Origin of the sequence: uncultured Proteiniphilum sp. (assembly GCF_937873925.1) — a bacterium.
Taxonomy (GTDB): Bacteria; Bacteroidota; Bacteroidia; order Bacteroidales; family Dysgonomonadaceae; genus Proteiniphilum.
The window spans coordinates 1-26113 of the sequence record NZ_CALNAT010000253.1 but is presented as its reverse complement, the minus strand read 5'-3'; the positions used below and the strand labels follow the sequence as shown (position 1 = coordinate 26113).

21 protein-coding genes are annotated in these 26113 nt (G+C 46.4%); 11 read left to right on the top strand and 10 right to left on the bottom strand.

What is annotated here, in order from left to right:
• Positions 1–167 precede the first annotated feature (167 nt).
• Positions 168–659: a TlpA disulfide reductase family protein gene (locus Q0502_RS18150; RefSeq protein ID WP_298653854.1), complete on the top strand. Its 492-nt coding sequence runs from the start codon at positions 168–170 to the stop codon at positions 657–659.
• A gap of 170 nt (positions 660–829) precedes the next feature.
• Here Q0502_RS18150 and gpmA read toward each other — a convergent pair whose 3' ends face one another.
• The 3 genes from gpmA to Q0502_RS18135 all read right to left on the bottom strand — a co-directional run bounded on the left by gpmA (position 830) and on the right by Q0502_RS18135 (position 4459).
• Complete coding sequence (gene gpmA, locus Q0502_RS18145; protein WP_298653852.1) at positions 830–1576, bottom strand: 2,3-diphosphoglycerate-dependent phosphoglycerate mutase; 747 nt, start codon at positions 1574–1576, stop codon at positions 830–832.
• Positions 1577–1777: 201 nt separating this feature from the next.
• Positions 1778–3145 (bottom strand): MATE family efflux transporter, encoded by a 1368-nt coding sequence (locus Q0502_RS18140; RefSeq protein ID WP_298653850.1) that lies wholly within the window; start codon positions 3143–3145, stop codon positions 1778–1780.
• Positions 3146–3172: 27 nt separating this feature from the next.
• The gene (locus tag Q0502_RS18135; protein ID WP_298653848.1) at positions 3173–4459 is read right to left on the bottom strand and encodes an L-serine ammonia-lyase, iron-sulfur-dependent, subunit alpha; all 1287 of its coding nucleotides are present in this window, start codon (positions 4457–4459) and stop codon (positions 3173–3175) included.
• A 142-nt stretch (positions 4460–4601) separates the two neighbouring features.
• Here Q0502_RS18135 and Q0502_RS18130 point away from each other — a divergent pair, with 142 nt between their 5' ends.
• From Q0502_RS18130 to Q0502_RS18085, 10 genes are all read left to right on the top strand, one after another.
• Positions 4602–6020 carry a DUF2851 family protein gene (locus tag Q0502_RS18130; RefSeq protein ID WP_298653846.1) on the top strand — a complete coding sequence of 473 codons (1419 nt, stop codon included), beginning with the start codon at positions 4602–4604 and terminating at the stop codon, positions 6018–6020.
• 104 nt (positions 6021–6124) lie between these two features.
• The gene (locus tag Q0502_RS18125; RefSeq protein ID WP_298653844.1) at positions 6125–8074 is read left to right on the top strand and encodes an Ig-like domain-containing protein; all 1950 of its coding nucleotides are present in this window, start codon (positions 6125–6127) and stop codon (positions 8072–8074) included.
• Positions 8075–8130: 56 nt separating this feature from the next.
• Positions 8131–8937 (top strand): DUF3108 domain-containing protein, encoded by an 807-nt coding sequence (locus Q0502_RS18120; RefSeq protein ID WP_298653842.1) that lies wholly within the window; start codon positions 8131–8133, stop codon positions 8935–8937.
• 177 nt (positions 8938–9114) lie between these two features.
• Positions 9115–9750, top strand: coding sequence for a redox-sensing transcriptional repressor Rex (locus tag Q0502_RS18115; protein ID WP_298653840.1), 636 nt, complete (start codon positions 9115–9117; stop codon positions 9748–9750).
• Between the two features lie 11 nt (positions 9751–9761).
• Complete coding sequence (locus tag Q0502_RS18110; RefSeq protein ID WP_298653839.1) at positions 9762–10376, top strand: fumarylacetoacetate hydrolase family protein; 615 nt, start codon at positions 9762–9764, stop codon at positions 10374–10376.
• Positions 10377–10405: 29 nt separating this feature from the next.
• Positions 10406–11566, top strand: coding sequence for a type IX secretion system outer membrane channel protein PorV (porV, locus tag Q0502_RS18105; RefSeq protein ID WP_298653837.1), 1161 nt, complete (start codon positions 10406–10408; stop codon positions 11564–11566).
• A 3-nt stretch (positions 11567–11569) separates the two neighbouring features.
• Complete coding sequence (gene ispF, locus Q0502_RS18100) at positions 11570–12049, top strand: 2-C-methyl-D-erythritol 2,4-cyclodiphosphate synthase (protein ID WP_298653835.1); 480 nt, start codon at positions 11570–11572, stop codon at positions 12047–12049.
• A 2-nt stretch (positions 12050–12051) separates the two neighbouring features.
• The gene (locus Q0502_RS18095) at positions 12052–12729 is read left to right on the top strand and encodes a hypothetical protein (protein ID WP_298653834.1); all 678 of its coding nucleotides are present in this window, start codon (positions 12052–12054) and stop codon (positions 12727–12729) included.
• Between the two features lie 153 nt (positions 12730–12882).
• A complete protein-coding gene (locus tag Q0502_RS18090; protein ID WP_298653832.1) occupies positions 12883–13443 on the top strand; it encodes a cob(I)yrinic acid a,c-diamide adenosyltransferase in 561 nt (186 codons plus the stop codon).
• A 57-nt stretch (positions 13444–13500) separates the two neighbouring features.
• Positions 13501–13722 (top strand): DUF2795 domain-containing protein, encoded by a 222-nt coding sequence (locus Q0502_RS18085; RefSeq protein WP_019538324.1) that lies wholly within the window; start codon positions 13501–13503, stop codon positions 13720–13722.
• Between the two features lie 171 nt (positions 13723–13893).
• On the opposite strand, the gene Q0502_RS18080 is transcribed toward Q0502_RS18085, so the two are convergent.
• From Q0502_RS18080 to Q0502_RS18050, 7 genes are all read right to left on the bottom strand, one after another.
• Positions 13894–14145, bottom strand: a complete 252-nt coding sequence (locus tag Q0502_RS18080; RefSeq protein ID WP_298653827.1) for a two-component regulator propeller domain-containing protein — start codon at positions 14143–14145, stop codon at positions 13894–13896.
• Positions 14146–14778: 633 nt separating this feature from the next.
• Positions 14779–15093 carry a thioredoxin gene (gene trxA / locus Q0502_RS18075; RefSeq protein WP_298653825.1) on the bottom strand — a complete coding sequence of 105 codons (315 nt, stop codon included), beginning with the start codon at positions 15091–15093 and terminating at the stop codon, positions 14779–14781.
• Positions 15094–15111: 18 nt separating this feature from the next.
• Positions 15112–18855: a DNA polymerase III subunit alpha gene (gene dnaE, locus Q0502_RS18070; protein ID WP_298653823.1), complete on the bottom strand. Its 3744-nt coding sequence runs from the start codon at positions 18853–18855 to the stop codon at positions 15112–15114.
• Between the two features lie 129 nt (positions 18856–18984).
• Positions 18985–21372, bottom strand: a complete 2388-nt coding sequence (locus Q0502_RS18065) for an ABC transporter permease (RefSeq protein ID WP_298653822.1) — start codon at positions 21370–21372, stop codon at positions 18985–18987.
• A gap of 128 nt (positions 21373–21500) precedes the next feature.
• Entirely contained in the window at positions 21501–23828 is a 2328-nt protein-coding gene (locus Q0502_RS18060; RefSeq protein ID WP_298653820.1) for an FtsX-like permease family protein, read from the bottom strand.
• Between the two features lie 68 nt (positions 23829–23896).
• A complete protein-coding gene (locus tag Q0502_RS18055; RefSeq protein WP_298653818.1) occupies positions 23897–24571 on the bottom strand; it encodes an ABC transporter ATP-binding protein in 675 nt (224 codons plus the stop codon).
• Positions 24572–24784: 213 nt separating this feature from the next.
• The coding region (locus Q0502_RS18050; protein WP_298653817.1) for an FtsX-like permease family protein at positions 24785–26113 on the bottom strand (1329 nt) is incomplete at its 5' end.

Sequence of the window (26113 nt, the reverse complement as noted above, 5' to 3'; positions counted from 1 at the left end):
CATTTGAAAGTAAAGTTTTTGGCGAAATAGTTTCCTGATAAAAAAAAGTAACGTACTTTTGCCATCCTAAAAATGAGACTTTTAGCGAAAAGTCTATATAGTTAAGGGATTTAGTCTACTGCGTGAAGCAATAGCTTTATCCGAGTACTAACCAAATTTATTTTTTTATGAAGTACTTGAGCTTTTGCCTTATATCGGTGATTACACTCGTGTTATCGGCTGGTTCGGTAAAAACAGAACTGCCTTCCTCAGGTTATCATCCCGGAGAAACGATCCCCGACATTGTTTTAACGGATTCGGAAGGTAATTCCCGCAACCTGCGCGATTATAAAGGTAAAAAAGTAGTGGTCAATTTCTGGGCCACTTATCATGCCCAGTCCAGAGCGAACAATATTCAACTATATAATTATCTGAAAAAGAATGACAGTGATGTTGAATTTGTTTCAATCGCTTTCGATGAAAATAGACATGTCGTGGAAAGGACGCTGGTATTGGACAGGCTGGAAAGTATATCTCAATTCTATGAGATAAGAGGAACCGGTTCGGAGACATATAGAGATTTCAAACTGAACGAAGGGTTCCGGAACTACTTGATAGATGAGAACGGAGTGATCATCGCGATGAACATTACTCCTGACGATTTGAAAACAATCCTTTAAGTTAATAATGAATTAAAAACGGGCATCGAATATAATTCGGCGCCCGTTTTTTTTGTGGTTGCAGACCGTTGTCAGAAACCTTTTACGGCTTAGTCCGGTTGACATGTTTTGTCCCCGGCTTATTCATTCTGTACCGGATTCCAACTTTTTCCCTGTATAATTCCGTGGGTTTACTTGGCTTTTCCTTGGTTAGCTACGGCATCCATCAGTTTTTTGATCTCTTCCGGATCACCCAGGAAATAATCTTTCTGCAAATTCATCTCATCGTCGAATTCGAAAACATAAGGAACGGCAGTCGGTAAATTCAGGCTGACAATATCTTCGTCGGAGATGTTCTTCAGATGCTTGATAATACCGCGGAGGCTGTTGCCGTGAGCGGCGACGATCACCTGGTCGAGTTCTTTCATTTCCGGTACGATGGTATTGTTCCAGTAGGGAAGGATGCGTTCTACAGTGTCTTTCAACGCTTCGGTGAGCGGAAGATCTTTTTCGGAGACTCCTTTGTAACGTATATCCTGAAACGGTGAACGTTCGTCTTCCTTATCTAGCGGCGTAGGCGGCACATCGTAACTGCGGCGCCAGATAAGTACCTGCTCGTCGCCATACTTTTCTGCTGTTTCCGCCTTATTCAGTCCCTGTAGCATACCGTAATGTTTTTCATTCAACCGCCAGGTCTTTTCTACCGGGATCCAGTCCAGATCCATTTCGTCGAGCACTACATTCAATGTTTTGACTGCTCTTTTCAAGTAGGAGGTGTAAGCTTTTTCAAAGCAAAAACCCTCATCTTTCAGCAATTTACCTGCTTTGTGTGCTTCTGCTACCCCTTTTTCGGAGAGATCGACATCGGTCCATCCGGTAAAGCGGTTTTCTTTATTCCATACACTTTCACCGTGGCGAATTAACACTACTTTCTTCATACAACTGTTTTATTTTTTATGATTAAAATTGAAAATTTTTATTCTTGTCCTGGACAACGCCTGCAAATCTACAGAAAATCGGCCTAAATTCATATGATTAATATTATTTATTTTCATACGCCATATTTTATTTTTTACACTCAACTCGTAGGGACCCGTATACTTCCATATTTCTGTGTGTAAATGATTTACCTGCTCGTTTCAGGCAATTCGCTTATCATCCTCTTCCATTTTATTAAGCACGCGGAGCTGTATGATAAGCAGATAGATCGATAAGATAGCGGCCAGTGTATCGGCAGCGGGCATGGCCATCCAAAGGCCGTTCAATCCCCAGAACCGGGGAAAGACGATGATGAAGGGAACAAGGAATATCAACTGGCGGCTCAGGCTCTGTATGATCGATTTGGCAGCATAGCCCAGGCTCTGGAAGAAGCTGGAAGCCGCTATCTGCATACCCACGAGCGGGAAGGCGGCGATGGTTATCTGAATCCCTTTTTCGGTGATCGAGCGCAGTTCCGGGTCGACGGTGAAGGCCGAGGCAAACAGGTGCGGGAAGAACTGCCCGATGATAAAACCCAGGGTAGTGATCACCGTGGCCACTTTCAGCGAATAATAGAGTGTTTCTTTTACCCTGGCAAAATCACGGGCGCCGTAGTTGTACCCGATGATAGGTTGTGTGCCCAGGTTAAGCCCCATTAGGATCATCAGGAATATCATGAGTACGGTATTGATAATGCCGTACGCACCGACTGCCAGGTCGCCGCCGTAACGCAGCAGAGAGGTGTTCAACAGTACTGCCACACCGGAGGCTGCTACCTGCATACTGAACGGCGAAAGCCCTATAGAGAGAATGGCGCCGATGATCTTCTTGTCGAGCCGCAGGTTTTTCCAGCGGAGACGGATCAGGCTGCTTTCCCGTGTGAAATGATCCATCACGAACAACATGCCGATGAACATGGAAATTACCGTGGCCCAGGCCACCCCTTTTATTCCCAAATCGAATACGTAGAGGAAAAGAGGGGTCAGGATGATATTGAAGACAGCGCCGATAAGCATGGTGATCATCGCTTTCTGGGGGTAACCGGAAGAACGCATCATGGCGTTGAAATTGTAGCAAAGGCTCACGAACACATTCCCCAAAAGAACGATCTGCAGATAATCGTGCGCATAAGGGAGAGTAAGATCGCTGGCGCCGAACGCTCTCAGAATAGGATCCAGGAAGACCAGAAAAAGGGTAATGAAGATGGCGTTGAGTATGACCGTGATCGAGAGCGAGTTGCCGAGGATCTTCTCCGCGGTCTCCCTGTCCTTCTTCCCCAGACTGATGGAAATACGGGCTGCTCCGCCCGCTCCTACAAGCATCCCCAGCGAGGAAGTGAGGTTCATCACAGGGAATGTGATGGCAAGGCCGGAAATGGCCAGCGCACCCACTCCCTGCCCGATAAAGATGCGTCCGATCACGTTATACATCGCGGTGACCATTGTCCCCACGATACCCGGGAGCGCGTAATCCCATACTAACCTGCTGATTTTCTTAGTCTGAAAATCCTGTTCTCTGTGTGTCTGCAAAATCTTTATAGTAGTAACCCTAACAATCTATTTTTTCGTCATAATATCCAGCACCAGCTGGTCAGTCTCCTGCATACCGCTGTTCCCGATGCGCGCCAGATTTTCTATAGTCCGGTCGATATCCTCATCGACAATCCCTTCCCGAGAGGTGACCACCTCATTTTCAATAGCCATCACCGCCGACAAGGCAGCGGTGGATACCCCGCTGGCGATCTTCAGCGCGCAACCGGGTTTGGCGCCGTCGCAGATCATGCCGGTGATATTGGCGATCATGTTCTTGGCTGCAAATACGATCTGCTCATAGCTGCCGCCCATCAGGTAGGTGATGCCGCAGCTTGAACCCGTGGAGGCCACCACGCACCCGCAGAGGGCCGAAAGCCTACCCAATTGCTGCTTGATATAAATGATCAGCAGGCTGCTCAATGTCAATGCGCGAATCAGCTGTTCGTCGCTGCATGACTCGCTCTCGGCATAGGTGAGGATAGGCATGGTGGCGGCTATTCCCTGATTGCCGCTGCCGGAATTGCTCATTACCGGTATCAACGCTCCGTCCATCCTTACATCACAGGCGCCTGCCGTGGAGATCACCATGCGGGTGTGCAGGTTATCCCCGAAGATATGAAGCCCGTTCCTGTTCATCAGGCTGCCGGCCACATTGTGACCGTAACTGTGAAGCATTGCCTCGTCCGCCACTTTCCTGTTTATCCGGGCGGCTTCCAGGATGAAGGACAGCTCCGCGGGGGGTGACTCTATAGCGTATTGGTAGACGGTACGGAAGTTGAGCGGTACGGCATTTTCCACCTTATCCTCTTTACTTCGGGCTACCGGTTCATCGAGTAGTACCTCCCCGTTTTTCTCCATATAGGTGAAACGGTTGTGACTGCCGGAAATGACCGTAACCGCCGATTCCCCGCCGGCGCTGCATCGGGTCCGGATATAGAGTTTATCAGTGATACCCGCCTGCTGGCGAATCTCTATCCTTCCTTCCTCAATAAAACGCTTTCCTTTCTCTACCTCTCCGGCAGTCACACCCTTTAACAGTTCAAGCCCCTCTTCCGGTTTACCGGTCAATGCACCCAACGCAATGGCGATGGGGAGACCGGTCATGCCTGTGCCGGGAATTCCTACTCCCAGGGCGTTTTTCAGTACATTGGCGCTCAGGAAAGCCTCGATTTTTTCGGCCTTCTTTCCAAGCATACTGCACGCCTTGGCTGTACAAAGAGCTACAGCAACCGGTTCAGTGCATCCGATAGAGGAGACTATTTCCTGTTGCATCAGCAGGTGAATACGGGTTCTTTCGTCGGTTGAAAGCATATGATAAGAGCGAAAAATAAGCAAAGTGGTACAAAATTAGTCAAAATTCCGCACATTTCCGGCTATTTTTCAACCGGTTTTGACCCAGCGGTTTGGTGTTTCGGATAATTAATTTTATTTTTGGATTTTAAACCTGACTGCTATGCCTTACAAAGAAGAACTGCTGCATTATGTCTGGAAGTTCAGGCTTTATCCCTCCGGTCCTCTTGAAACGCTGGACGGTCAAAAGGTGGAGGTGATCGACCCGGGGATGCACAACCCCCATGCCGGCCCCGATTTCTTTAATGCTAAAATAAGGATCGGTGACAAGGTATGGGCGGGGGATGTAGAGATTCACCGCTCTTCGGATGAGTGGGAGCGGCATGGTCATCATACCGATAAAGCATATAATTCGGTGATCCTGCACCTGTCGGAACGTGTGAACAGGACGGTGGTGAACGAGAAAGGACAACAGATACCTCAGTGTGAGTTAATAGTCCCCGGTGAGGTGCGTAAAAATGCCGCCTATTTGATTCACAGTAATGGCCCCGTTCCCTGCAAAGATCATCTTTCTTCACTGTCCGCGCCATTTATACACTCTTTCCTGGGCGCCTTATCCATCGAGCGGTTGGAACGGAAAACCAATGATATCTATATTTATCTGGATCGTTTTTGCCAGTCGTGGGAGGAGGCGCTCTATGTGTTGCTTACGCGTAATTTTGGATTTGGACTGAATGCCGACGCATTTGAGCGGCTCGCCCTTTCATTGCCTTTCAATTATATCCGGCGGCATGGCGACAGCCTGTTTCAGGTGGAGGCATTACTGTTCGGACAGGCGGGGTTACTGGAGGAAGAGGATGCCCGGGATGTTTCAGGTGGGCAGGAAGTCCGCAAAGACGGGAAAACAGGGGGATCTCAGGAAGTGCAGGCATCCCGGGGAATCGGGAAGACAAAGGAAACGGCAGAAACGCAAAAAACAGCAGAAATTCCGAGGATGGAAGATGACTACTTCCTGCAGTTGCAAAGTGAGTACCGTTTCCTGAAGAATAAATATTCGCTGACCCCTTTGGAAAATTACCTCTTCAAACGGATGAGAGTCCGTCCCCCCTCATTTCCTGAAATGCGTATCGCACAACTGGCGGCATTGCTACAATCGTCCGGACGACTCTTTTCAATGGTGCTTGAGCGGGAGGGGATCGATGAGTGGATGTCGCTGTTCCATGCATCTCCCTCGGTCTATTGGCACACCCATTACTCTTTCGGGAAGCGATCACCCGAAGCGGCCGGACAGCTCGGAAGTGCATCGCGGCAGATCCTGCTGATCAATACGGTGGCGCCCATGCTGTTCGCCTATGGCAAGAAAACCGCTGCGGAGATTTATTGCGACAGGGCCATTCATCTGTTGGAGTCGCTGAAACCGGAGAAGAACGTAATCGTGTCCGAATTCCGCAAGGCGGGAGTGATCCCCCGGAACGCATTCGATACACAGGCGCTTATCCAGTTGCGAAAAGCTTATTGCGATCCGCGGAAGTGCCTCTTTTGCCGGATAGGACATACCCTTCTTTCGCGGAGTGAAAAGTGATCTGCCCCGTTATTCAGTTGTAAAAAATGAAAAAATTGTATGAGACTGCATAAAACATTGTACATTTGCGTTGAAAATAGCATTGTACACACTAAAGAGAAAGAATGTTGCATAAGATTTTCACTTTCCTCTCCTGGCTGTTTCTCCTGACAGTAGCTGCCGTTTTGTGCCATTCCTGTGCAAATATGGCTGCACCTGCCGGGGGGGCTTATGATGTGGATCCGCCGGTGGTGAGAAGAGCTACCCCCGGTTTTAATTCGCTGAACGTTTCTCCTTCGAGGATCGAGATCGAATTCGATGAGAATATTAAAATCGAAAAACCCAGTGAGAAAGTGATCGTAACCCCCCCTCAGAAAAATATGCCGGTGATCCGTTCGGCGGGGAGAAGGGCTATCGTGGAACTCAATGATACACTGCTCCCCAATACTACCTATACCATTGATTTTACCGACGCTCTTGCAGATAATAACGAAGCCAATCCGCTGGAAAATTTCGTCTACTCCTTTTCTACCGGTGACCGGCTCGATACATTGTCTATTTCCGGGAAAGTACTTACCGCCGAGGATCTGGAACCTGTTACGGGGATATATGTGGGCGTCCACTCCAATAACCATGATACGGCTTTTACCCATATTGCCTTCGAGCGGATCTCCAGGACCGATTCCCGCGGCAATTTCACCGTGCGGGGGATGGCCCCCGGAAAATATAAGGTGTTTGCACTGAATGACCTGAACAGGGATTATAAGTATGATAATCCGCAGGAAAATACCGCCTTCCTGGATTCCATTATAATACCCTCTACCATGCCGGCCGTACGGCAGGATACGATTTTTCAGGACAGTCTTACTATTGACACTATACATACCGTCCATTATACCCGCTTTCTACCGGATGACTTGCTGCTGCGCTCTTTTCTGTCCGATTTCCAAAGACAATACCTGCAGAAGCATGAACGTCCCGAACCGCACAGGCTTAATCTCTTTTTTGCCGCGCCGACCGCTAAGCCGACTTTCTTTTTGTTGGATCCGCAGACGGAGGGCGACGATTGGTATGTGGCCGAGCAAAGCGCTAAAAACGATACCCTCATGCTTTGGATTACGGATTCATTGATTTATCGTCAGGATTCCATTCGTATGAAAATCAATTATATACGTACCGATTCACTCAATAAAAATTATATCGCTACGGATACGCTCAATTTCAATATGAGGCGAACGGGTCGTGATCCCAGCAGGGGGGAAAAGAAAGAAGAGGGAGAGGAAGAGCAGATTAAGTTCCTGGGTGTGAACAGCAATATTCAATCGACATTTGAATTGTATAATCCCATCCGGATAGAGTTTGAACAGCCTGTCGCAGCATTTGATTCTACCTATGTGCAATTATTGACCGAGGTGGATTCCTTATTCGAAGCGGTCCCTTTCCGCCTGGAATCGGATTCGCTGAATCCGCGCAAGTTTACTCTGCGGCCCCGCTGGATTCCCGGCGGGAAATACAAGCTACTGATCGATTCGGCGGCAATCGCCAGTCCTTATGGCCTATGGAACGATAAATATGAACAATCCTTTACGGTGAAACTGCTGGATCAGTATGGAAACCTGGAAATATCCGTTAGCGGACTACCTGAAGGGAAACCGGCTTTCGTAGAATTGCTCGACAAGTCGGATAAACCTTTTCGGAAAAGCCATGTCAAAGCGGGCAGGGTAAGATTTCAGGATCTGCCCCCCGGTGAGGTCTATGCACGCATCGTGATAGATGAGAATGATGATGGCATATGGACTACCGGAAATTATGAGGAGGGACGACAGCCGGAGGAGGTGTTTTATTATCCCGGAAAATTCGTGATAAGGGCATATTCGGATCATGCGGAAGATTGGAATATCCGTTCAACGCCTGTGAGAGAACAGAAACCATTAGAAATAACCAAAAATAAGCCGGAAGAGAAAAAACGGCGTGATCCAAATCTGGAGAGAGAGCAACAACAACAGAATCAGAAGAGTTCTTCCTTTTCGGGAATGGGGACCGGCGGTTCGGGGGCCTCTTCCAGGATGCAGTAACAATCGGTAGGGATGCGGTAGTTGCTGCGCATATAAAGACCCGTAAAATTAAAATTATGATCAATCAAAAAACTATATCTATCGTTATTGTGCTGTTCTCACTTTTTACTTTTATGCAGGTGAGTGCGCAGTGTAAACTGACCAACACCGCTTTTGCGAGCGGCGAGGATATACGGTACGACCTCTATTTGAATTTCGGTTTTCTGAATGCACGGGCCGGAAGAGGATCGCTTTCGGTGACCGAAGCGAATTATCGCGGAGAGAATGCCTATAAGATGGTGATGTTACTCAATACCTCCGGTCTGGCAGGTAATATATATACTGTAAACGACACACTCACATCCTTTATCGATAAGGATCTCCGCCCTTTGTTGTTTACCAAGGAGGCATTCGAAGGGAGGGACTATTCCGTAGAGAGGCAGTCCTATATCTACGAGGGAAATAAGTTGAAAATACGCGCTTTTCGTATCTGGAACGGGGAAGAGCAATTCGATGAGGTAGTCTCTTCCGATCAGTGTACCTACGATTACCTCTCTGTATTGCCTTATATCCGAAACCTCGACTATACCGGCATGAAACCCGGCGACAGGCACCCTATCCGGTTCATTTCCGGGAGGAAATCGGTAAATATGTATGTCAATTACCAGGGTATTTCATCGGTAAAAGCAAATAATGGAGAAAAATACGAAGTGATCAATCTCTCACTGACTATACTCGACGAGGCTTTCTCGAACCAGAAAGATGCTTTAAAAGCCTCGATTACCAATGATAAGAACCGTATTCCGGTAATTATAGACACTACCCTGAAAATCGGTTCCGTCAGGGCCGTCCTGCGGGACGTTTCAGGCGTCAGGCATCCATAATATTTAGGAATTGTGGATACACGGGTAAAGAGAGTAAATAACATGCGAAGCACGAATAACACGAAGTGAGTAAATAAAATAGAGATTAAAAATTCAAAATTTCTACAAAAAGAGTATCTTTGTGAACGTTTTCGTACAACTTGGAAACGACTAACTTTAGTAAAGATTACGAAAAGTATGCCAGATCCGATACATTCCGCAAAAATACCCGAACCGGCGCTCAGAAGGCTCCCCTGGTATTTATCTTACGTGAAATTGCTCAAAAGCCAGGGGGAGACCATTGTTTCCTCTACGCGGATCGCAAAAAAGATAGATGTTTCCGCTTCCCAGATAGCCAAGGACCTGTCGTATGTCGATATAAACGGTAAGACGAGAGTAGGCTATGAGATAAACGACCTGATCAATGTGCTGGAGGCCTTCCTCGGATTTACCAACACACATACAGCCGTGGTTTTCGGAGTGGGAAGCCTGGGGGCGGCGTTGTTGTCGGATTCGGGTCTGGAACAATTCGGTTTGAAGATCATCGCCGGTTTCGACGTGAAATCATCTGTCGTTAATCACAAAATAAACGATATTCCGGTGTTTCATTCCAATGAGTTTATTGAACGAAACAAAGAGATGGAGGCGGAGATAGGAGTTCTCACCGTACCGCCGGGGGTCGCCCAGGAGGTATCGGACTATATGATCCGGGGCGGGATCAAAGCTATCTGGAATTTCACGCCTTTCAGGGTTCGTGTTCCGGAAGGGATTGTCCTGCAAAATACCTCGCTTTACGCCCACCTTGCTGTCATGTTTAACCGGTTGAACGGATGATTTTTTAGGGAATGAAGATTTTTGCTGTCGGGCTTAACTATGCGTCTCACAATAAAGAGATGGAACGTACGTTTGAGAGTAAGGAGCCGGTGCTTTTTATGAAACCGGATACTGCTTTGCTGAAAGGGGATAGGCCTTTTTTTCTGCCCGATTTTTCCGAGGAGATCCATTACGAGACGGAATTAGTGGTGAAGATAAACCGCCTGGGGAAAAATATAGTCGAACGCTTTGCTTGCCGCTACTACGATGAAATTACCGTGGGTATCGATTTCACCGCACGTGACCTTCAGAGGAAACAGAAAGAGCTCGGCTTGCCGTGGGAGATAGCAAAAGGTTTCGACAATTCCGCTGCTATCGGGAAGTTTATCTCCAAAAGTGAGGTGCCTGACATCCGGAACGTGGATTTCCGGCTCGATATCAATAATCAAACCGTTCAGCGGGGCAACACGAAGGAGATGATCTATCCTGTGGATAAAATTATTTCGTATATTAGCCGGTTCTTTACTTTGAAGATAGGGGATCTTATTTTTACCGGGACACCGGCAGGCATTGGCCCGGTAGCGATTGACGATCATCTGCAGGGTTATCTCGAAGACCGGAAACTGCTGGATTTCCATGTGAGATGATATTCACTCAACCACCATATCGATACAACATGAACAAAGCAATTCTAACTATTTTGTTCTGCACGCTGGGCACGGTCATGAGCTGTTTTGTCACGGCACAGGACTACAACCCGATCCCCGTAGCGTTGCCTTCCTTACAGATCGCACCCGACGCCAGGGGCGGAGGTATGGGAGATATAGGGGCGGCCACCATGCCCGATGTCTATTCCCAGCACTGGAACGCGGCCAAATATCCGTTTATCGCAGGTGAAGCGGGCATTGCTTTCTCCTATACGCCGTGGCTCAGTAAATTAGTGAGTGATATTAACCTTCTCTACATGTCGGGTTACTGGAAATTCGGGAATGACAACCTGAATGCCATCAGCGCCTCGTTGCGCTATTTTTCATTGGGTGATATAGAAGTCGGCACTCTGGAGGATGAGTTCTGGCAGACTGTTTCACCTCATGAGTTAGCGCTCGATATGGCCTATTCGAGAAAGCTTACCGAAACATTTTCCGGCGCGGTTACCCTGAGGTATATCCGGGCCGATTATTCCACCGGTGATGATGAAACGACGCCCGGAAATGCGTTTTCGGCTGATATCGCCGGCTATAACGAATCCTACTTTTATATGGGTCGCTCAGAAGCGCTTTTCGGATTCGGATTTAATGTTTCCAATATCGGCACAAAAATCTCTTACGATGGAGGGAATACTTCCATGTTCCTTCCTGCCAACTTACGGGTGGGTGCCTCATTAGGATATCCTCTTGATCCGAAAAATACCCTCTCCCTCAGTTTAGACGTCAATAAACTGCTGGTACCTACTCCGCAGTTGCCGACGGATGATGAGACCGACGAAGAAATGCAGCAACGGATCGACGATTATCAGCATATCTCTTCCATCGGAGGGATTTTTAAATCGTTGGGCGATGCTCCCGGCGGCTTCAGGGAAGAGATGCAGGAGGTCATGTGGTCGCTCGGGGCGGAATACAGGTACGATAACCGCTTCTCTGTCAGGACCGGCTACTATCACGAGAACGAATATAAGGGTAATCGCCGCTATTTTTCTTTCGGCGCCGGTTTCAGGAGCGATCTCTTCCAAATAGATGCTGCTTATTTAGTGTCGGCTGCCCAGTCGAACCCGTTGGATCAGACGTTGCGCCTTTCTTTGGGGTTCGATATAGAAGGGATCAGGGATTTAATGCGGTAAATTATGCAGATACGGGTGGGTTTCGGTTACGATATGCATCGCCTTCAGGAGGGAAGGGAACTTTGGATCGGAGGGGTGAAGCTGGATTATGAAAAAGGATTACAGGGTCATTCCGATGCCGATGTGCTGATCCATGCCATCTGTGATGCGTTACTGGGGGCCGCCAATCTGCGTGATATCGGATATCATTTTCCCGACAACTCTGCCGAATATCACAATGTGGACAGCAAAATTCTGCTGAAGGAGACCATAAACTTATTAAGGGATAAGGGATATACGCTGGGAAATATCGATGCCACCGTCTGCGCGGAGCAGCCCAGGCTCAATCCCCATATTCCCGGCATGCAGCGAAAACTGGCTGAAGTGATGGCAGTGGATGCCGGGCTTATCTCCATTAAAGCCACCACGTCGGAGAAAATGGGATTCGTGGGCCGCGAAGAGGGTATTACGGCTTATGCGGTGGCGCTGGTCCAAAAACCATAGCGATGTCGACCATGCCGGGTTTTAATAACCTCTTCACCCGCTGCCGAGGGCTCTTGCGCAAAAAACAATCGAAAGGGCACGGGGTGCATTCGCCATTTGCTTTCGATCTGATCACCAGCGTGATCCACTCTCCTTATAGTTTTTACGCCTTTTCCGATATCCGTGAAATCCTGTGGCAAAACGGACTCGATCCGAACTTAATTACCGGATTCAATCGTCTCTCTTTCCGCCTGGTGCATTATTTCCAGGCAGGGGATATACTGGAGATCAATTCAGGTACCGGCCTGAATACCCTGTTCCTTACAGCGCCTTCGTCGCATATCCATTGCAGGTGCGTGGAGGAAGATAAAGATAAAATTGCCGTGGCAGAGCGTCTCCTAAAACAAGCGGGTCGGATATGGGAGCGCGGGACGGTCTCTTCACTCTCCGCCTGTGAAGGGAAGGGTTATGATGCTGTCTTTATTAACCTGACAGGAAAAAATGTCCCCGATATTCCCATATTGACAAAGCTAAGCCATCCCAATACATTCTGGGTGCTTCATCCCATAAAAAAAGGAAGGGCTAAACAATTTTGGAATGAAATCGTTCATGATGAGAAAGCCCGGATAACGTTCGACGTGAAAGATACGGGAATTGTTTTTCTGAGGCCTGATTTTCATAAGGCAAACTATCTTGTATAAGATGGAAAGGTGATAAGGAGGGAAAGTGGTTAGGTTGATAGTTGATTTAATAATTCGATAATTCGATAATTCGATAATTCGACGATTGAACGATTTGATGATGAAATTCTGAAATCTGAAATCTTGACTTTTGTGTCTTTACTCTAAATAAATATGAAAAAAAGTATGGTATATACGAAAACCGGCGACAAGGGTACTACCTCGTTGGTGAGAGGTATGCGGGTGAGTAAAACGCATATCCGCCTTGATGCGTACGGTACGGTGGATGAGCTGAACAGTTATATCGGCTGGCTGAGTTGCGAAATAAAAGAGAGCGCCCATCGCGATTTTCTCCGCTATATTCAGCATAAACTATTTACCGTAGGGTCCTATCTTGCCACAGAGACTGAAAGTAAGGAGCCGAAACCGGCCAGCATCATTTCCGAAAAGGATATATTCCGCCTTGAGGAGCAGATCGATATCATCGACGGGAACCTGCCGCGACTGAACCGCTTTGTGCTGCCCGGAGGCAATGAAGCGGCCGCACGGGCTCATATCTGCCGTACCGTGGCACGCCGGGCGGAGAGGTCTGTGTACCGTATAGCTGAAAAATTTCCGGTTGCGGATGAAGTATTGATTTTCCTGAATCGGCTTTCAGACTATTTTTTCGTATTTGCCCGATACGAAAGCAACAAAACCTCGGAAGAAATATTTTGGGAACAAGGCGATATATAAAAACTTTTTATACATTTGCGAAAAAATTGAAGTTACACCCTATTAAATAAATTATCAATGTATTGGACACTTGAATTGGCATCGAAATTAGAGGATGCTCCCTGGCCCGCTACAAAAGATGAGTTAATTGATTATGCCCAGCGGTCGGGCGCTCCGCTGGAAGTAATTGAAAATCTGCAGGAGATTGAGGAGGATGGCGAAATATTCGAATCGATAGAGGATATTTGGCCTGACTATCCGAGCAAAGAGGATTTCTTCTTCAACGAAGATGAGTATTGAAATTATGCAGTGAAAGGGGCATCTAAAAAATACATCCCGGCATGAATTGCCGGGATGTATTTTATTCTGCAAATGTAAATACTTTTATTCTGTATCCGGAGAAACAATCACGGAAAAAATGATACTTTTGTTATCTGAAACTAATAATAAAAATATCTACAAATGAGGAACTCATCTTTTATTCTTGGCTTTCTTTCTAATGATGTTTGCTTTTTTATCGATAATATCGATTCCCCCATGGTCGGTTGCCATCCAGATGAGTCCATTGGGATCCTGAATAATGTCCTGGATCATGTCACTGGATGATAAAAACGGAAAATCACTTTTTTTCGATCCCATATGTTTCCATTCTTTTTGCCGGGAATTGTATAACCAGGTTCCAAGCGGAATATCGGAATAGATCCATAAACTGTTTTTATCCATGTATTGAATAAGCCCGGATTGAAAAACAAAAACATAATTGCTTTCCGATTCTTTTATGTCGGTAATAATCCCATTGCTTAGTTGTCCTGCTTCCCCGTTTTGATAGAAGAGAATCGATTTATCTGTATCCGGCCGGTACTTGTAAAATCTGAATGAGGTTACATAACATCACATATTTTTATCTTTGTCAATAAAAATGAGATCGACCGTATCTGTTTAATCCAGATGCGGTGGAGAACCACATAAAACCTTTACTGTCTTTGAAAATATGATTAATTGGTTGTGGGAAAGTTCGTCACGGACCTCCAGTTGTTTGAAAAGATACGACGATTGTCCCTGAAGAAGCGGGTAACAACAGAGAAAAATATGAGATATTAAAATAAAACGAAATAATCTCATCATTGATTCAATCTTTATGCAGCACAATTTTCCCCAAATAGCTGATCGTTGATTGTTTACCTCACAAACATAATAAAAATTCTTTGTTCTTTATACGATTATTTTATTTTTTGATAAGGACTTTGTTATTCTTCCAGGTAGATACATACTCCGATGGTGAGAGCAGGTGTTGAAAAAATGCATCCCGACAGTGTATGCCGGGATATATCTTTTAGTAGGATGTAAATTATTTATTTACAATAGATTGTTTATTTTTTCGGTAAAAAGGGTTTTGGGACCTGCCCCTACCACCTTATCCACCACTTTGCCGTTTTTTATGAAAAGCACGGTGGGAATATTACGGATACCGTATTTGCCGGTAGTTTCGTCGTTGTCATCCACATTCAGTTTACCCACCACGACTTTATCCTTATATTCTTCACCGATCTCTTCGATGATGGGGCCGATCATTTTGCAGGGGCCACACCACTCTGCCCAAAAATCTATGACCACCAGCTTGTCTGTCTCCAATACTGAGTCAAGGGTTGCGTCTGTAATTTGAAGCGCCATAATTTGTTTTTTATTTATTTAGTTGATTGTAAAGTCGATAGATAAATTATTCTTTAAGTAATCGATGAACCGTTTGTTCACTTGAATTTTAGCCGGTCGTGAAAAAAGCTGAATTCTCATGTGCGGTTCTTCGCCGATGATTTGGAAATATAACAATGAATTTCCGGAATTGTTTTTTACAAGCGCCGATAATTCAGCTACGGAGGTGTCATCTATTTCTGAAAGAGGAAGTTGCAATGTGATCTTTGACACCAGTTTATCTTTCACTTCCGCTAACAGGGAGATGGAGGATATCTTTACTTCCATCTCCTCCTGCCGGTAAGGCTTTGGCTGCACTTTCCCTTCAATGTAGACGGATAACCCGATGCGGGCGTACCTGCCGAAATTTACACTGTCTTCGCTGAAAAGCGCGATCTCATACTTGCCCGAGTAATCCTCCAGTTTGAAGATAGTGTAAGGCGAACCTCTTTTGGTCTGTCCTTCACGCACCGCTGTGACGATACCCCCGAATGTGATATCTTTACCGTTCAGCGAATCGAGGTCTTGTAATTGCTGTGTATCGGCATTGCATACATATTTGAGGATAAACTCATATTCATCCAACGGGTGTGCCGACAGGTAGATGCCAATCAGTTCCCTTTCTTTGTTCAGCCTTTCCAGATCCGACCAGCGGGCGGCCTGGGGAATTTCGGGACGGGCTATCTGGAAGGAAGTGTCGTCACCGAACAGTGAATTCCTCGCTTCCATCTTGTCCTGTTGGTACTTATTGCCGTAACGGATCAGTGTCTCCAGAAATTCTTCGCCCTTGCTGTTGACCGCGGCAAACTGTTCTCTCTGTATGCCCGGGAAGGAGTCGAAAGCTCCTGCCAGCGCCAGCGCCTCAATATTCTTTTTGTTACAGGAAGAGAGGTTCACACGTTCCACAAAATCGAAAATATCTTTATAGCGGCCGTTTTGGGTGCGTTCTGCAATGATATCGTTTACCGCATTTTGTCCCACGCTCTTGATGGCGGCCAGCCCGAAACGGACATCACCCGCGTCATTGACGGAGAATTTCAGCATCGACTCATTCACATCGGGAGGTAGCACGTTTATACCCATCGCCATACACTCATCCATGAACTTCGTAATTTCAGTGATGTTGTTCAGGTTATTGGAGAGTACCGCCGCCATGTATTCCGACGGGTAGTTGGCTTTGAGCCACGCTGTCTGGTAAGCCACCCACGAATAACAGGTCGCGTGCGATTTGTTGAAGGCATAGGAGGCGAACTTTTCCCAGTCGTTCCATATCTTATTGAGTACTTTCGCCTCATATCCGTTTTTCGTCCCGCCTGCGATGAATTTTTCCTTCAGTGCCGTCATCTTGTCGATCAGCTTTTTTCCCATCGCCTTACGTAACTCATCCGACTGTCCCCTTGTGAACCCTGCGAGCAGACGGGAGAGAAGCATCACCTGTTCCTGATAGACGGTGATCCCGTAGGTCTCATCCAAGTATTTCTCCATGATGGGCAGGTCGTACGAGATCTCTTCCCTGCCGTGCTTACGGGCAACGAATGAAGGTATATAGTCCATGGGACCCGGCCGATAAAGGGCGTTCATGGCTATCAGGTCTTCGAACTTGCTTGGCTGCAGCTCTTTGAGGTATTTCTGCATGCCGGCCGACTCAAACTGGAAGGTACCCGTGGTTTGTCCGTTGCAATAGAGTTTGTAGGTGGCCTTATCGTTCATATCGATGGTATCGATATTCACCTTTATCCCCCGGTTCTGTTCGATAATGGCAATGGCATCTTTAATGATGGAGAGGGTCTTCAATCCGAGGAAGTCCATTTTGATCAACCCTGTCTCCTCGATCACGGATCCTTCGTATTGTGTGACCAGCAGCTTTTCTTTGGTCTCTTTGTCTTCTGCCGTACTGATGGGAACCACATTGGAGATATCCGATTGACCGATGATCACACCGCAAGCGTGTACCCCCGTGCTGCGTACGTTCCCTTCAAGCATTGCTGCATACCTGAGCGTGTCCCTTATCAGCGGGTCGTTGCTTTTGGCTGCCTCCTGCAGTTCCGGTATATGTTCGATGGCGGTCTTCATATTGACCTTTTTGACGTTGGGTATCCTGTCGGGAACGAGTTTGGCGAGTCTGTTCGATTCGGACAGGGGTAGCTTGTGCACCCGTGCCACATCACGGATGGATGATTTTGTGGCCATTGTTCCGTAAGTGATGATATGGGCTACCTTTTCGCTGCCGTACTTCTCCGTCACCCAGCGCAGCACTTTTCCGCGCCCTTCATCATCGAAATCTATATCGATATCGGGCATTGAGATACGGTCGGGGTTCAGGAAGCGCTCGAACAGCAGGTCGTATTTCAGCGGGTCGATATCAGTGATCCGCAGGCAATAGGCTACGGCTGATCCCGCAGCCGATCCGCGTCCCGGCCCGACGGCCACATCCATCTCCCGGGCAGCACTGATAAAGTCCTGTACAATCAGGAAATAGCCGGGATACCCCATATTTTTGATCGTATCCAATTCGAAGTTGAGCCGTTCCTCGATCTCCGGGGTGAGCGTGTCGCCATACCGTTTTCGGGCTCCCTCTTTGGTGAGGTGTGCCAGGTAATCGGCTTCCAGCTTGATACGGACCACTTTTTCGTAGCCGCCCAACCGGTGGAAATTGGCTTCTCCGAATTCCTCCGTCAGCTCCTTTTCTGAATATTTTTCTTTGTAAAGCGCTTCGGTGCCGAACGCAGGATCGATAGGGTAGAAAGGCATCAGGGCGGAATGGTCTATTGAGTACCCTTCAATTTTATCGGCCACCTCCCGCGTGTTAACCAACGCTTCGGGAATATCGGCAAAGATGCGGTTCATCTCTGCTGTGGTTTTCAACCACTCCTGCTTGGTGTATCTCATCCGGTTCGGATCATCGAAATCCTTTCCCGTGCTCAGGCAGATAAGCCGGTCATGCGCGTCGGCATCCTCTTCGTTCACGAAATGGACGTCGTTGGTCGCGATCAGCTTCACGTTGTATTTCCTGGCGATACGGATCAGCTCCTGGTTCACCCTTTCCTGTTTGGGATAAGTCGTCTGGTCAGCATCCACACGGTCGGTCTTATGCCGTTGCAGTTCAATATAGTAATCTTCACCGAAAATGCTTTTGTACCATTGTACCGCCTCTTCGGCTTCCTGTATCTGCCCGCTGTCGATCTTACGGGAAATTTCCCCGCCCAGGCAGGCCGAGGAGACGATCAGCCCTTCGTGATATTGTTCCAGCAGTTCCTTATCGATGCGGGGGCGGTAATAAAATCCCTCGGTCCAGCTCTTGGAGACCATCTTGATAAGGTTTTTATATCCCTGCAGATTCTTGGCCAGCACGACTAAGTGCCACCCGCTGCCGTCGATCTTCTCCGACTGCAGGAAGCGGTTGCGACGCGCCAGGTAACATTCGCACCCCACGATCGGTTTAAAAAGCCTGCCCTCCGTTTCAGTGAGTTTCTGCCGGAGTGACTCTATTTTCTCACTGCTTTCCCCGTTCTTTTCCCGGTCGTTTATCTCACTCTTTATTTTTTTTATTTCGGCGTTCACCGGAGCATTCTTCTTGGCTGCGTAATTGAGGAACTCCTTGATGCCGTACATGGCGCCGTGATCGGTAAGCGCCAATGCTTTCATGCCGTCTCCCACGGCCTTGTCTATCAGGCGCTGTATGCTTGCCTGCCCGTCGAGCAGCGAATACTGCGAGTGAACATGTAGATGTACAAACGGATGCATATAATTGGTCGAATTTTTTAATATCTGGGTAGGGCAAATATACGGAAATTCGGCCAAGGTTGATGGAGTTATTGTCAGAAGTTATCAACCGATGATGCTATCTATCTCTATATGATATAAATGAATTTTCTATTCACTTTTGACTACATCTGCGGGATTTTGTACGGATGCCCGCCAGCTTTGCCACGATACGGCAGCGGCCGACAACAGTAACACGGCAATACCGGCTAACAGGAATATCCACCAGTCCGGGGTGGTTTTATGGGCGAAATTGGCCAGCCATTGTTGCATTACCCACCAGGCAAGCGGACAAGCAATAACAAAAGCGATAATGATCCGGAAGATGAAACTCATGTTCAGCATGCGGATGATCTGTCCGGGACGTGCTCCGTTCACTTTGCGGATGGCGATTTCCTTCCGCCGGCGTTTGATAATGAATGCCATAAAGATGATAAGCCCCAGGTTGGCAATGATAAGGCATAACAAGGAGAACAGGTTAACAAGTCGTCCCGCGTTGAATTCATTTCGGTACACTTTTCCGTAGACGTCCTGTAAAAAACTATAGTTGGACGGGTAATCAGGATTCACTTTGTTCCATACGTCATTGAATATCTTCAACCCTTCTTCCTGTTTGTCCGGTGCAAATTTCAGCATAAAACAATGCCGGAATAGCTGTCGCTGCATGATTATCAAAGGAATAGATTCTTCATAGATATTGATGTAGGTAAAATCATCGGTAATGCCGCAGATCGTTCCCTTACTTATATAATCCAGCGTGCCTTGTGAAATTTGTATGTTTTTTCCGATGGCTTCTTCCGGAGAGTTGAACCCCAGGATACTTGATGCTTTGCGGTTTAGCATGTATTGTTCCGTTAAATCGGTGGGGATTTCTTTACCATTAAGATGATCCATCAGAATGTCGGATTCTTCTTTGTAAGTCATTTTATACGGATCGAATACCGTCCCTGCAATAGTTCTTATCCCGAAAAAAGAGAAAAAATCTTCTCCGACCAGGAGAATGGGTAGAGGTACTGGTTCACTCTTACCTTCTACTGTTACCCTTACGCCATCGCGAATAGCCGTGCCGGGCAATTGAAAAGCGGTAGTGACCTGCTCTATCTCAGAGTATTTCAGCAGCTCTGTTTTCAATAGTTCGTAGCGTTCTTTTACATCATCAGGTTGCTCTTCCATTACAAGGATATTCTCTGTTTTACCGCCAACTTGTGTTGTTTTTATCAGGTTGAGTTGTTTCGATATGCCGAATGAAATAATCACGATAAATATCACAATTGCATATTGTACTACAAGCATATACCGGATATTGGCAAAGGAAAAGCACGTCGGGTTAAGACTATTCCTGGTACTGATGAATAGGGTGGAAGAGATGCTTGCCAATGCGGGAATAAGTGACACAAGCAGGACAACCGTTAAAAAACCAAAGGTCAGCCACAGTGTTCCCGGAGATATGAATGGGACTATCTGAAAATCGAGTACTGGTGACAGATAGTGAGCAGCCATTCCTCCGAGAAGAATGGAGAGTAACCCGATTAGAAAGGCCGGTATGGCTTCGTTATAAAAGATGGTGGAGGCATTGGCGCCATTCAGTCTCAATAGCTGATAATACCTTTTATTGTAGGAAAACAGGAGGCTATGATTCAGCCATAAATTGAATAATACCACTACTAACAACAAGATATTGGCTCCTGTAATCAGATAGATATAATAGATATTTCCGTTATGCTCCATTTCCCGTTGCGCACGGCTATGGAGATGGATATCTGTCAGCGGCATCAGGTGAGCTGTCACTTTCTCCGTTAAATTTTCAAATGCATCATAATGGGCTTCAACCTGTTTTTTTACCTGGGGGATGTCATCCTTATCATTCAGTAAAAGATAGACATAGGTCCATTCGGGTACATCGTGCCGTCGGTGAAAGAGCAGGTCGGTATGGAAGTGGGAGTTTTCGGGGAAATCATCAAAAACGCCGCTCACAAAATAAGTCTTTGAATCCATTCGCCGCCCTTCCAGAGAGAGTTCTTTCCCCAAAGGGTTCTCGTTACCGAATAGTTCCTGTGCCAGGGAATGGCTGACGAGGATACTCTCTGGTGATTTCAGTACGGTCGACGGATCACCCACAGCAAGCGAGTAGCTGAATACCTCGAAGAAATTGAGAGAAACTGCATAGAAGTCGTTCATGATGCGTCGTTCTCCTGCATAGGTCAATACAGCAGTATTGACTTTGGAGATGAATACAAATTGCTCGATCTCTGCAATTTTTTCCAGTTCCGATTCCACGTTTTGCAGATAGAGGCGTCCGTCTAAAGGTTCATCGTCGTATTGTATCGATAACCGCACGATCCGGTCGGCGTTTTCGTTGAAACGGTCATAACTCAATTCTTTGCGTATATACTGGTACGACAAGAGCAGACAGGCAAAGATCACCGTTAACCCCAACAGGTTGACGATACGCAGGGATCTGCTTTTCACAAGACGACGAAAAATAACGGTTATATTCATCTTATATATTTTAGATTCAAAATTCAAGATTTAAGATTCTTGTACTTTTCCACTTCTTGGATTTCTTTACTTCTCTTTTAATGAATCACATTATTCTTATTAGCATATTGACTCATTGGTACATTAAACTATTCTCCTTTCAACGACTCCACCGGGTTAGCCCTTGCTGCTTTCCAGGTCATATAGCTTACCGAAATGAGAGTCAGTAAGAGAACTGCCAGTCCTGCGAGGACAAATACCCTCCACGAAAGTCCGATTTTGTAGGGGAAATCTTCAAACCATTTCGTCATGGCGTAGTAAGTGGCGGGACAGGCAATCACGAACGCAATGGCCACCCTTTGCAGCGAATCCCTGTTGAGCAGGAACAATACTTCCCGTTCCGTAGCTCCATTTATCTTCCGCAAGGCGATCTCTTTCTCTTTCTGACGGATCAGATAGAGCGACATGGCGAATACGCCCATCACCATAATGACAATGGTCAGCAATGTAAAGGCACTCATAATGGATGACATTTTCCGCACGCTTTCGTAATTTTGTTGAATCCCCTCATCCACAAACCGCCCATAATATAGTTCCCCTCCGGTATATTGGGTATATTCCTTTTCGATGCGTTCCGCCGTGTCGTAGTAATTGGTTCCAGGTGTCATTTTTACGATAATGTCATCCGGCGTTTCGTTACTTCTTCTCCAACGCATCCGCAATTGGTTGTAGTCTCTGTAGAGGGTTCGTATCCTGAAATCGCTAAAAATACCGGCAATTTCCACTTTGTCTTCATTGCCCCAGGGACGGAATGTTTGCGTGGCAGCATCCACCTCTACAGCCTTGTAGCCATCTTCGTTCAACCAGTAGAAGATGTTTTTTGACGGCTGAATTCCGGTCGGCTCAATTGTAATTCCGTATATTTGTAGAAATGCAGAGTCGATGCGAAATTCCTGAAAACTATACTGCTGCCCATTGTCAGTATATGAGTAGTTCTCACCACCATTAAGAGGTGTACCGATTGAGAATGATACCAGCTCTACACCGGGGATTTCCAGTAGCTTTGCTTTAAAGCCGTCTATCTGCGTTACATCCAATCCCCTATTGGATATTTCCAGAATCCCTTCACGGTTGTATCCCATATCGTAGTTGATCAGAAAATCGGATTGCCGTTGGATAAAGATAGCACATATAAGCAACGCAATTGCTACTGTATATTGAAATACGATCAATATTTTGGAATAGGATGATTTCACTTTCCGGGAGAAGGTTCCTTTCACCACTTCGAGCGGATCGAAGTTAGATATGATAAGTGCAGGGATGATGCCTGCGAGGAACGAAACAATGAGCAGAAACAAGACAGAGGCTGTGATCATAGCCGGGGTAAACTGATGTGCCAGATCAAGTGTGGTATTCAGCACATTGTTGAAGAACGATTCTGTCAGGAATGCGAGGAATAAACCCGCAAGAAAGGTGATAGTTGTTATCAGCAGCGATTCGGCAAGCAGTTGGGATACCAGTTTGGCTTTGTTGCTACCCAACAGTTTTTTGATGGCTGACTCCTTGCCACGGAATCCAGCCTGTGCTATCGTAAGGTTGATATAATTCAACAGAGCAATCACCAATACCAGAATGGCGATAGCCATATATACCATGATAGTACTTCTGCTGTTCAGATGTAGATCATCGAAACCTGACCTCTCTGCTTTAAAATAGGCCTCTCTGAGTGGCATAAATTCCAGATCGTTGGAATATCCTTCTTTGAAATACCAAAACTCTTCTTTGAATAACTTGAGCAGCATCGGCGCTTTCGAAGGAAGATCGGTTCCCGGCTTTGCCAGGAAGAATATGTTAAATCCGAAATTGTTGGATGTTTCAAGTATCTCATTGTTCCAAAAGATCGTGATGGAGTTATAATTTACTACGAAATCGGCTTCGGGCAGGATAGAGTTCACCGGCATATCTTCCATGATACCGGTAATGGTATGCTCTTCATCCTTGATGAACAGGTTTTTGCCTATTGGATTTTCCGTTCCGAATGTATTCGCGGCAAAAGTTTGGGTTATCACCACACTTTTACGCGCTTCCAATACCCGCTCTGGATTTCCCTCAATGAGCGGGAAAGAAAAAATTCGGAAAAAGGTAGAGTCGGCAAACAGTGCCTGAGCCTGGATCTTGTCATTACCTTTCTGTCCTATCGCTACGGAACGCGAATGTATCCGCACGAAGGATTCCACTTCCGGCGTATTGTCCTTGACGTATTGTGCTACTGTATTTCCGAAAGGAGCATGGTTATCGTGTGTCATCAGGAAAATGCGATCCTTGTTCTTCTGAAAATCGTCTGTCGATAATTCCTGTTTGACATACAATCCCAGAATGATGACGAACATCAGAGAGATTGAAAATCCGACGATGGAAACAAACGTATAGAGTTTGTTACGCGAAAGGAATTTGAGATAGGTTTTTAAGTTGATCATCTTAATTAATTGAAAATGGATAAAGATTTTCACTCGTACAAGGAGGGCTCGCTGATTACCGATAGTTATTACATCTGTACTTCAGTTACGATCTGTCCGTCGAACAGGTTGACGATACGGTGCGCGAACGAGGCATCGTGTTGGGAGTGGGTTACCATCACGATAGTGGTTCCTTCCCTGTTCAGTTCGGTGAGGAGGTCCATCACGTCCTTCCCGTTTTTGGAGTCGAGGTTACCGGTCGGCTCATCGGCAAGGATCAGTTTGGGGTTAGCAATCACTGCGCGGGCAATGGCTACACGTTGCTGTTGACCGCCCGAAAGCTGGTTGGGAAAATGTCCCGAGCGGTGGCTGATATTCATGCGGCGAAGCACTTCTTCCACGCGTCTCTTGCGTTCCGACGCCTTTACTTTGAGATACGTCAACGGTAGTTCCACGTTTTCATATACCGTCATTTCTTCGATCAGGTTGAAGCTCTGGAAGACGAATCCGATCTTTCCCTTCCGGGTCTGGGTGCGTTCTTTCTCCTTGAGATGTCCCACCTCCTTGCTATCGAGCCAATATTCTCCTGACGTAGGATTGTCCAGCAAACCGAGAATATTCAACAGGGTGGATTTACCACATCCCGACGGTCCCATGATGGCCACGAATTCACCCTCTTTTACTTCCATTGCGATGTTGTTCAATGCGATGGTTTCTACCTCTTCTGTACGGAATACTTTTCTTAAATCGTTAATCTTGATCATAATTGTTATTTTTTATATTAGAAATTAGAAGTCAGAATTTAGAACTTAGAAGTGAAGAAGTGGGAAGTGATAGGGCGGTAAGTAGAGAAAGTAGAGTAGAAATCCCACATCCCACATCCCAAATTCTTCACTATTCATCTTTTCTATGTTAGTCTCATCAGTTTATTAATTACTCATCATTACTTCCCGACAAGTCGGGATTATCACATCAATTTACTCCTTTCTTAATGAGTTGACAGGATTTTGATGCAAAGCCCACAACGTTACTCCGGATGTGGCCAGAATGGCGACAATGCATTGAATAAATAAGGGAATTACGAACATACTCCAACTCAACGAAGTACGGTTACTGTATTCATTCAGCATGTTAGTTGCCATATAATAGATGATGGGGACAGCTACGATTCCGGCAATAACAATCCATTTGACAATATCACCCGTCAGTAGGGTGAATATTGCTTCGGAACCTGCTCCGTTGATCCTGCGGATCCCAATTTCCTTTGTCCTGCGGACCGTCGTGTATAAATGGATCGCTACCAATCCCAGCATGGCAATAAATATGGAAAGTAACGATGCAACCGTGATTACCTTGGAAGTGGTTGTGAACGTTTCAAACTTTTGGGTATAAATATCTTCACTCCATATGGGGTTGAGAATAAAATCGGAATCGAATTGATGGAAGACAGCCAATGTTTTTTCGAGCGCCTGTTTCCGGTCTGTCTCCTCCTTGAAACGGATATATATCAACCCTCCCCCGCTTGTTTTACTCAAGGCGATCGGCGCAATTTTATCGGCGGGATCGGCATAACAGAAATCTTTCGCGACACCGACTATTTCGGTAATTCCTCCTGTATACATCACGTATTTCCCGACTACAGGGGATGATAGTCCTAACATCTTGACGGCAGCTTCATTCAGCACGACTTGATTGACACTGTCGGGTGCGTTTTCCTTGAAGAAATTACCTTCGCCCAGTTGTATCTCCATCAATTCACATATTCCCGGCATAATCCGGTATTCATTGATGCTATGCTTCGCCTCTTTGTTGTCGAGCAGACCGATTCGCTGTCCGCTGCCTCCAATCCCGAAAAGATGTTGTGCTCCGCTCACCTGTTTTATTTCAGGCACGGAGAGCAGTTCTTGTCTTATCGCTTCAAAACTACTGCGGATCGTATTGTTCAATGGAACAGTCACTACGTCTTCAGGAGTATATCCGATAGGAATATTTTTGAGATAATTGGTCTGGCTATTGATGATCATGATGAACGACACCAGCACGATGGTAATGATGGATTGAAAAATCACCACGCCCACCGTCAGTCTCCGTTTTGAAAACCGGATTCTTTTACCCAGGATATCGAGCGGGCTGAAGCGACTCAAATACAGCGCGGGATAAAACGCTGAAGAAATAACGGTTACTACGAAAAGCCCGATAGCAGACAGGATAAAGGTCGGGTTCCATAACTGTACCATATCAATCTCTCTGTGGATTAATTCCGAAAAATAGGGAGCGAGTATGATCGTGAGGATCACTCCGATGAT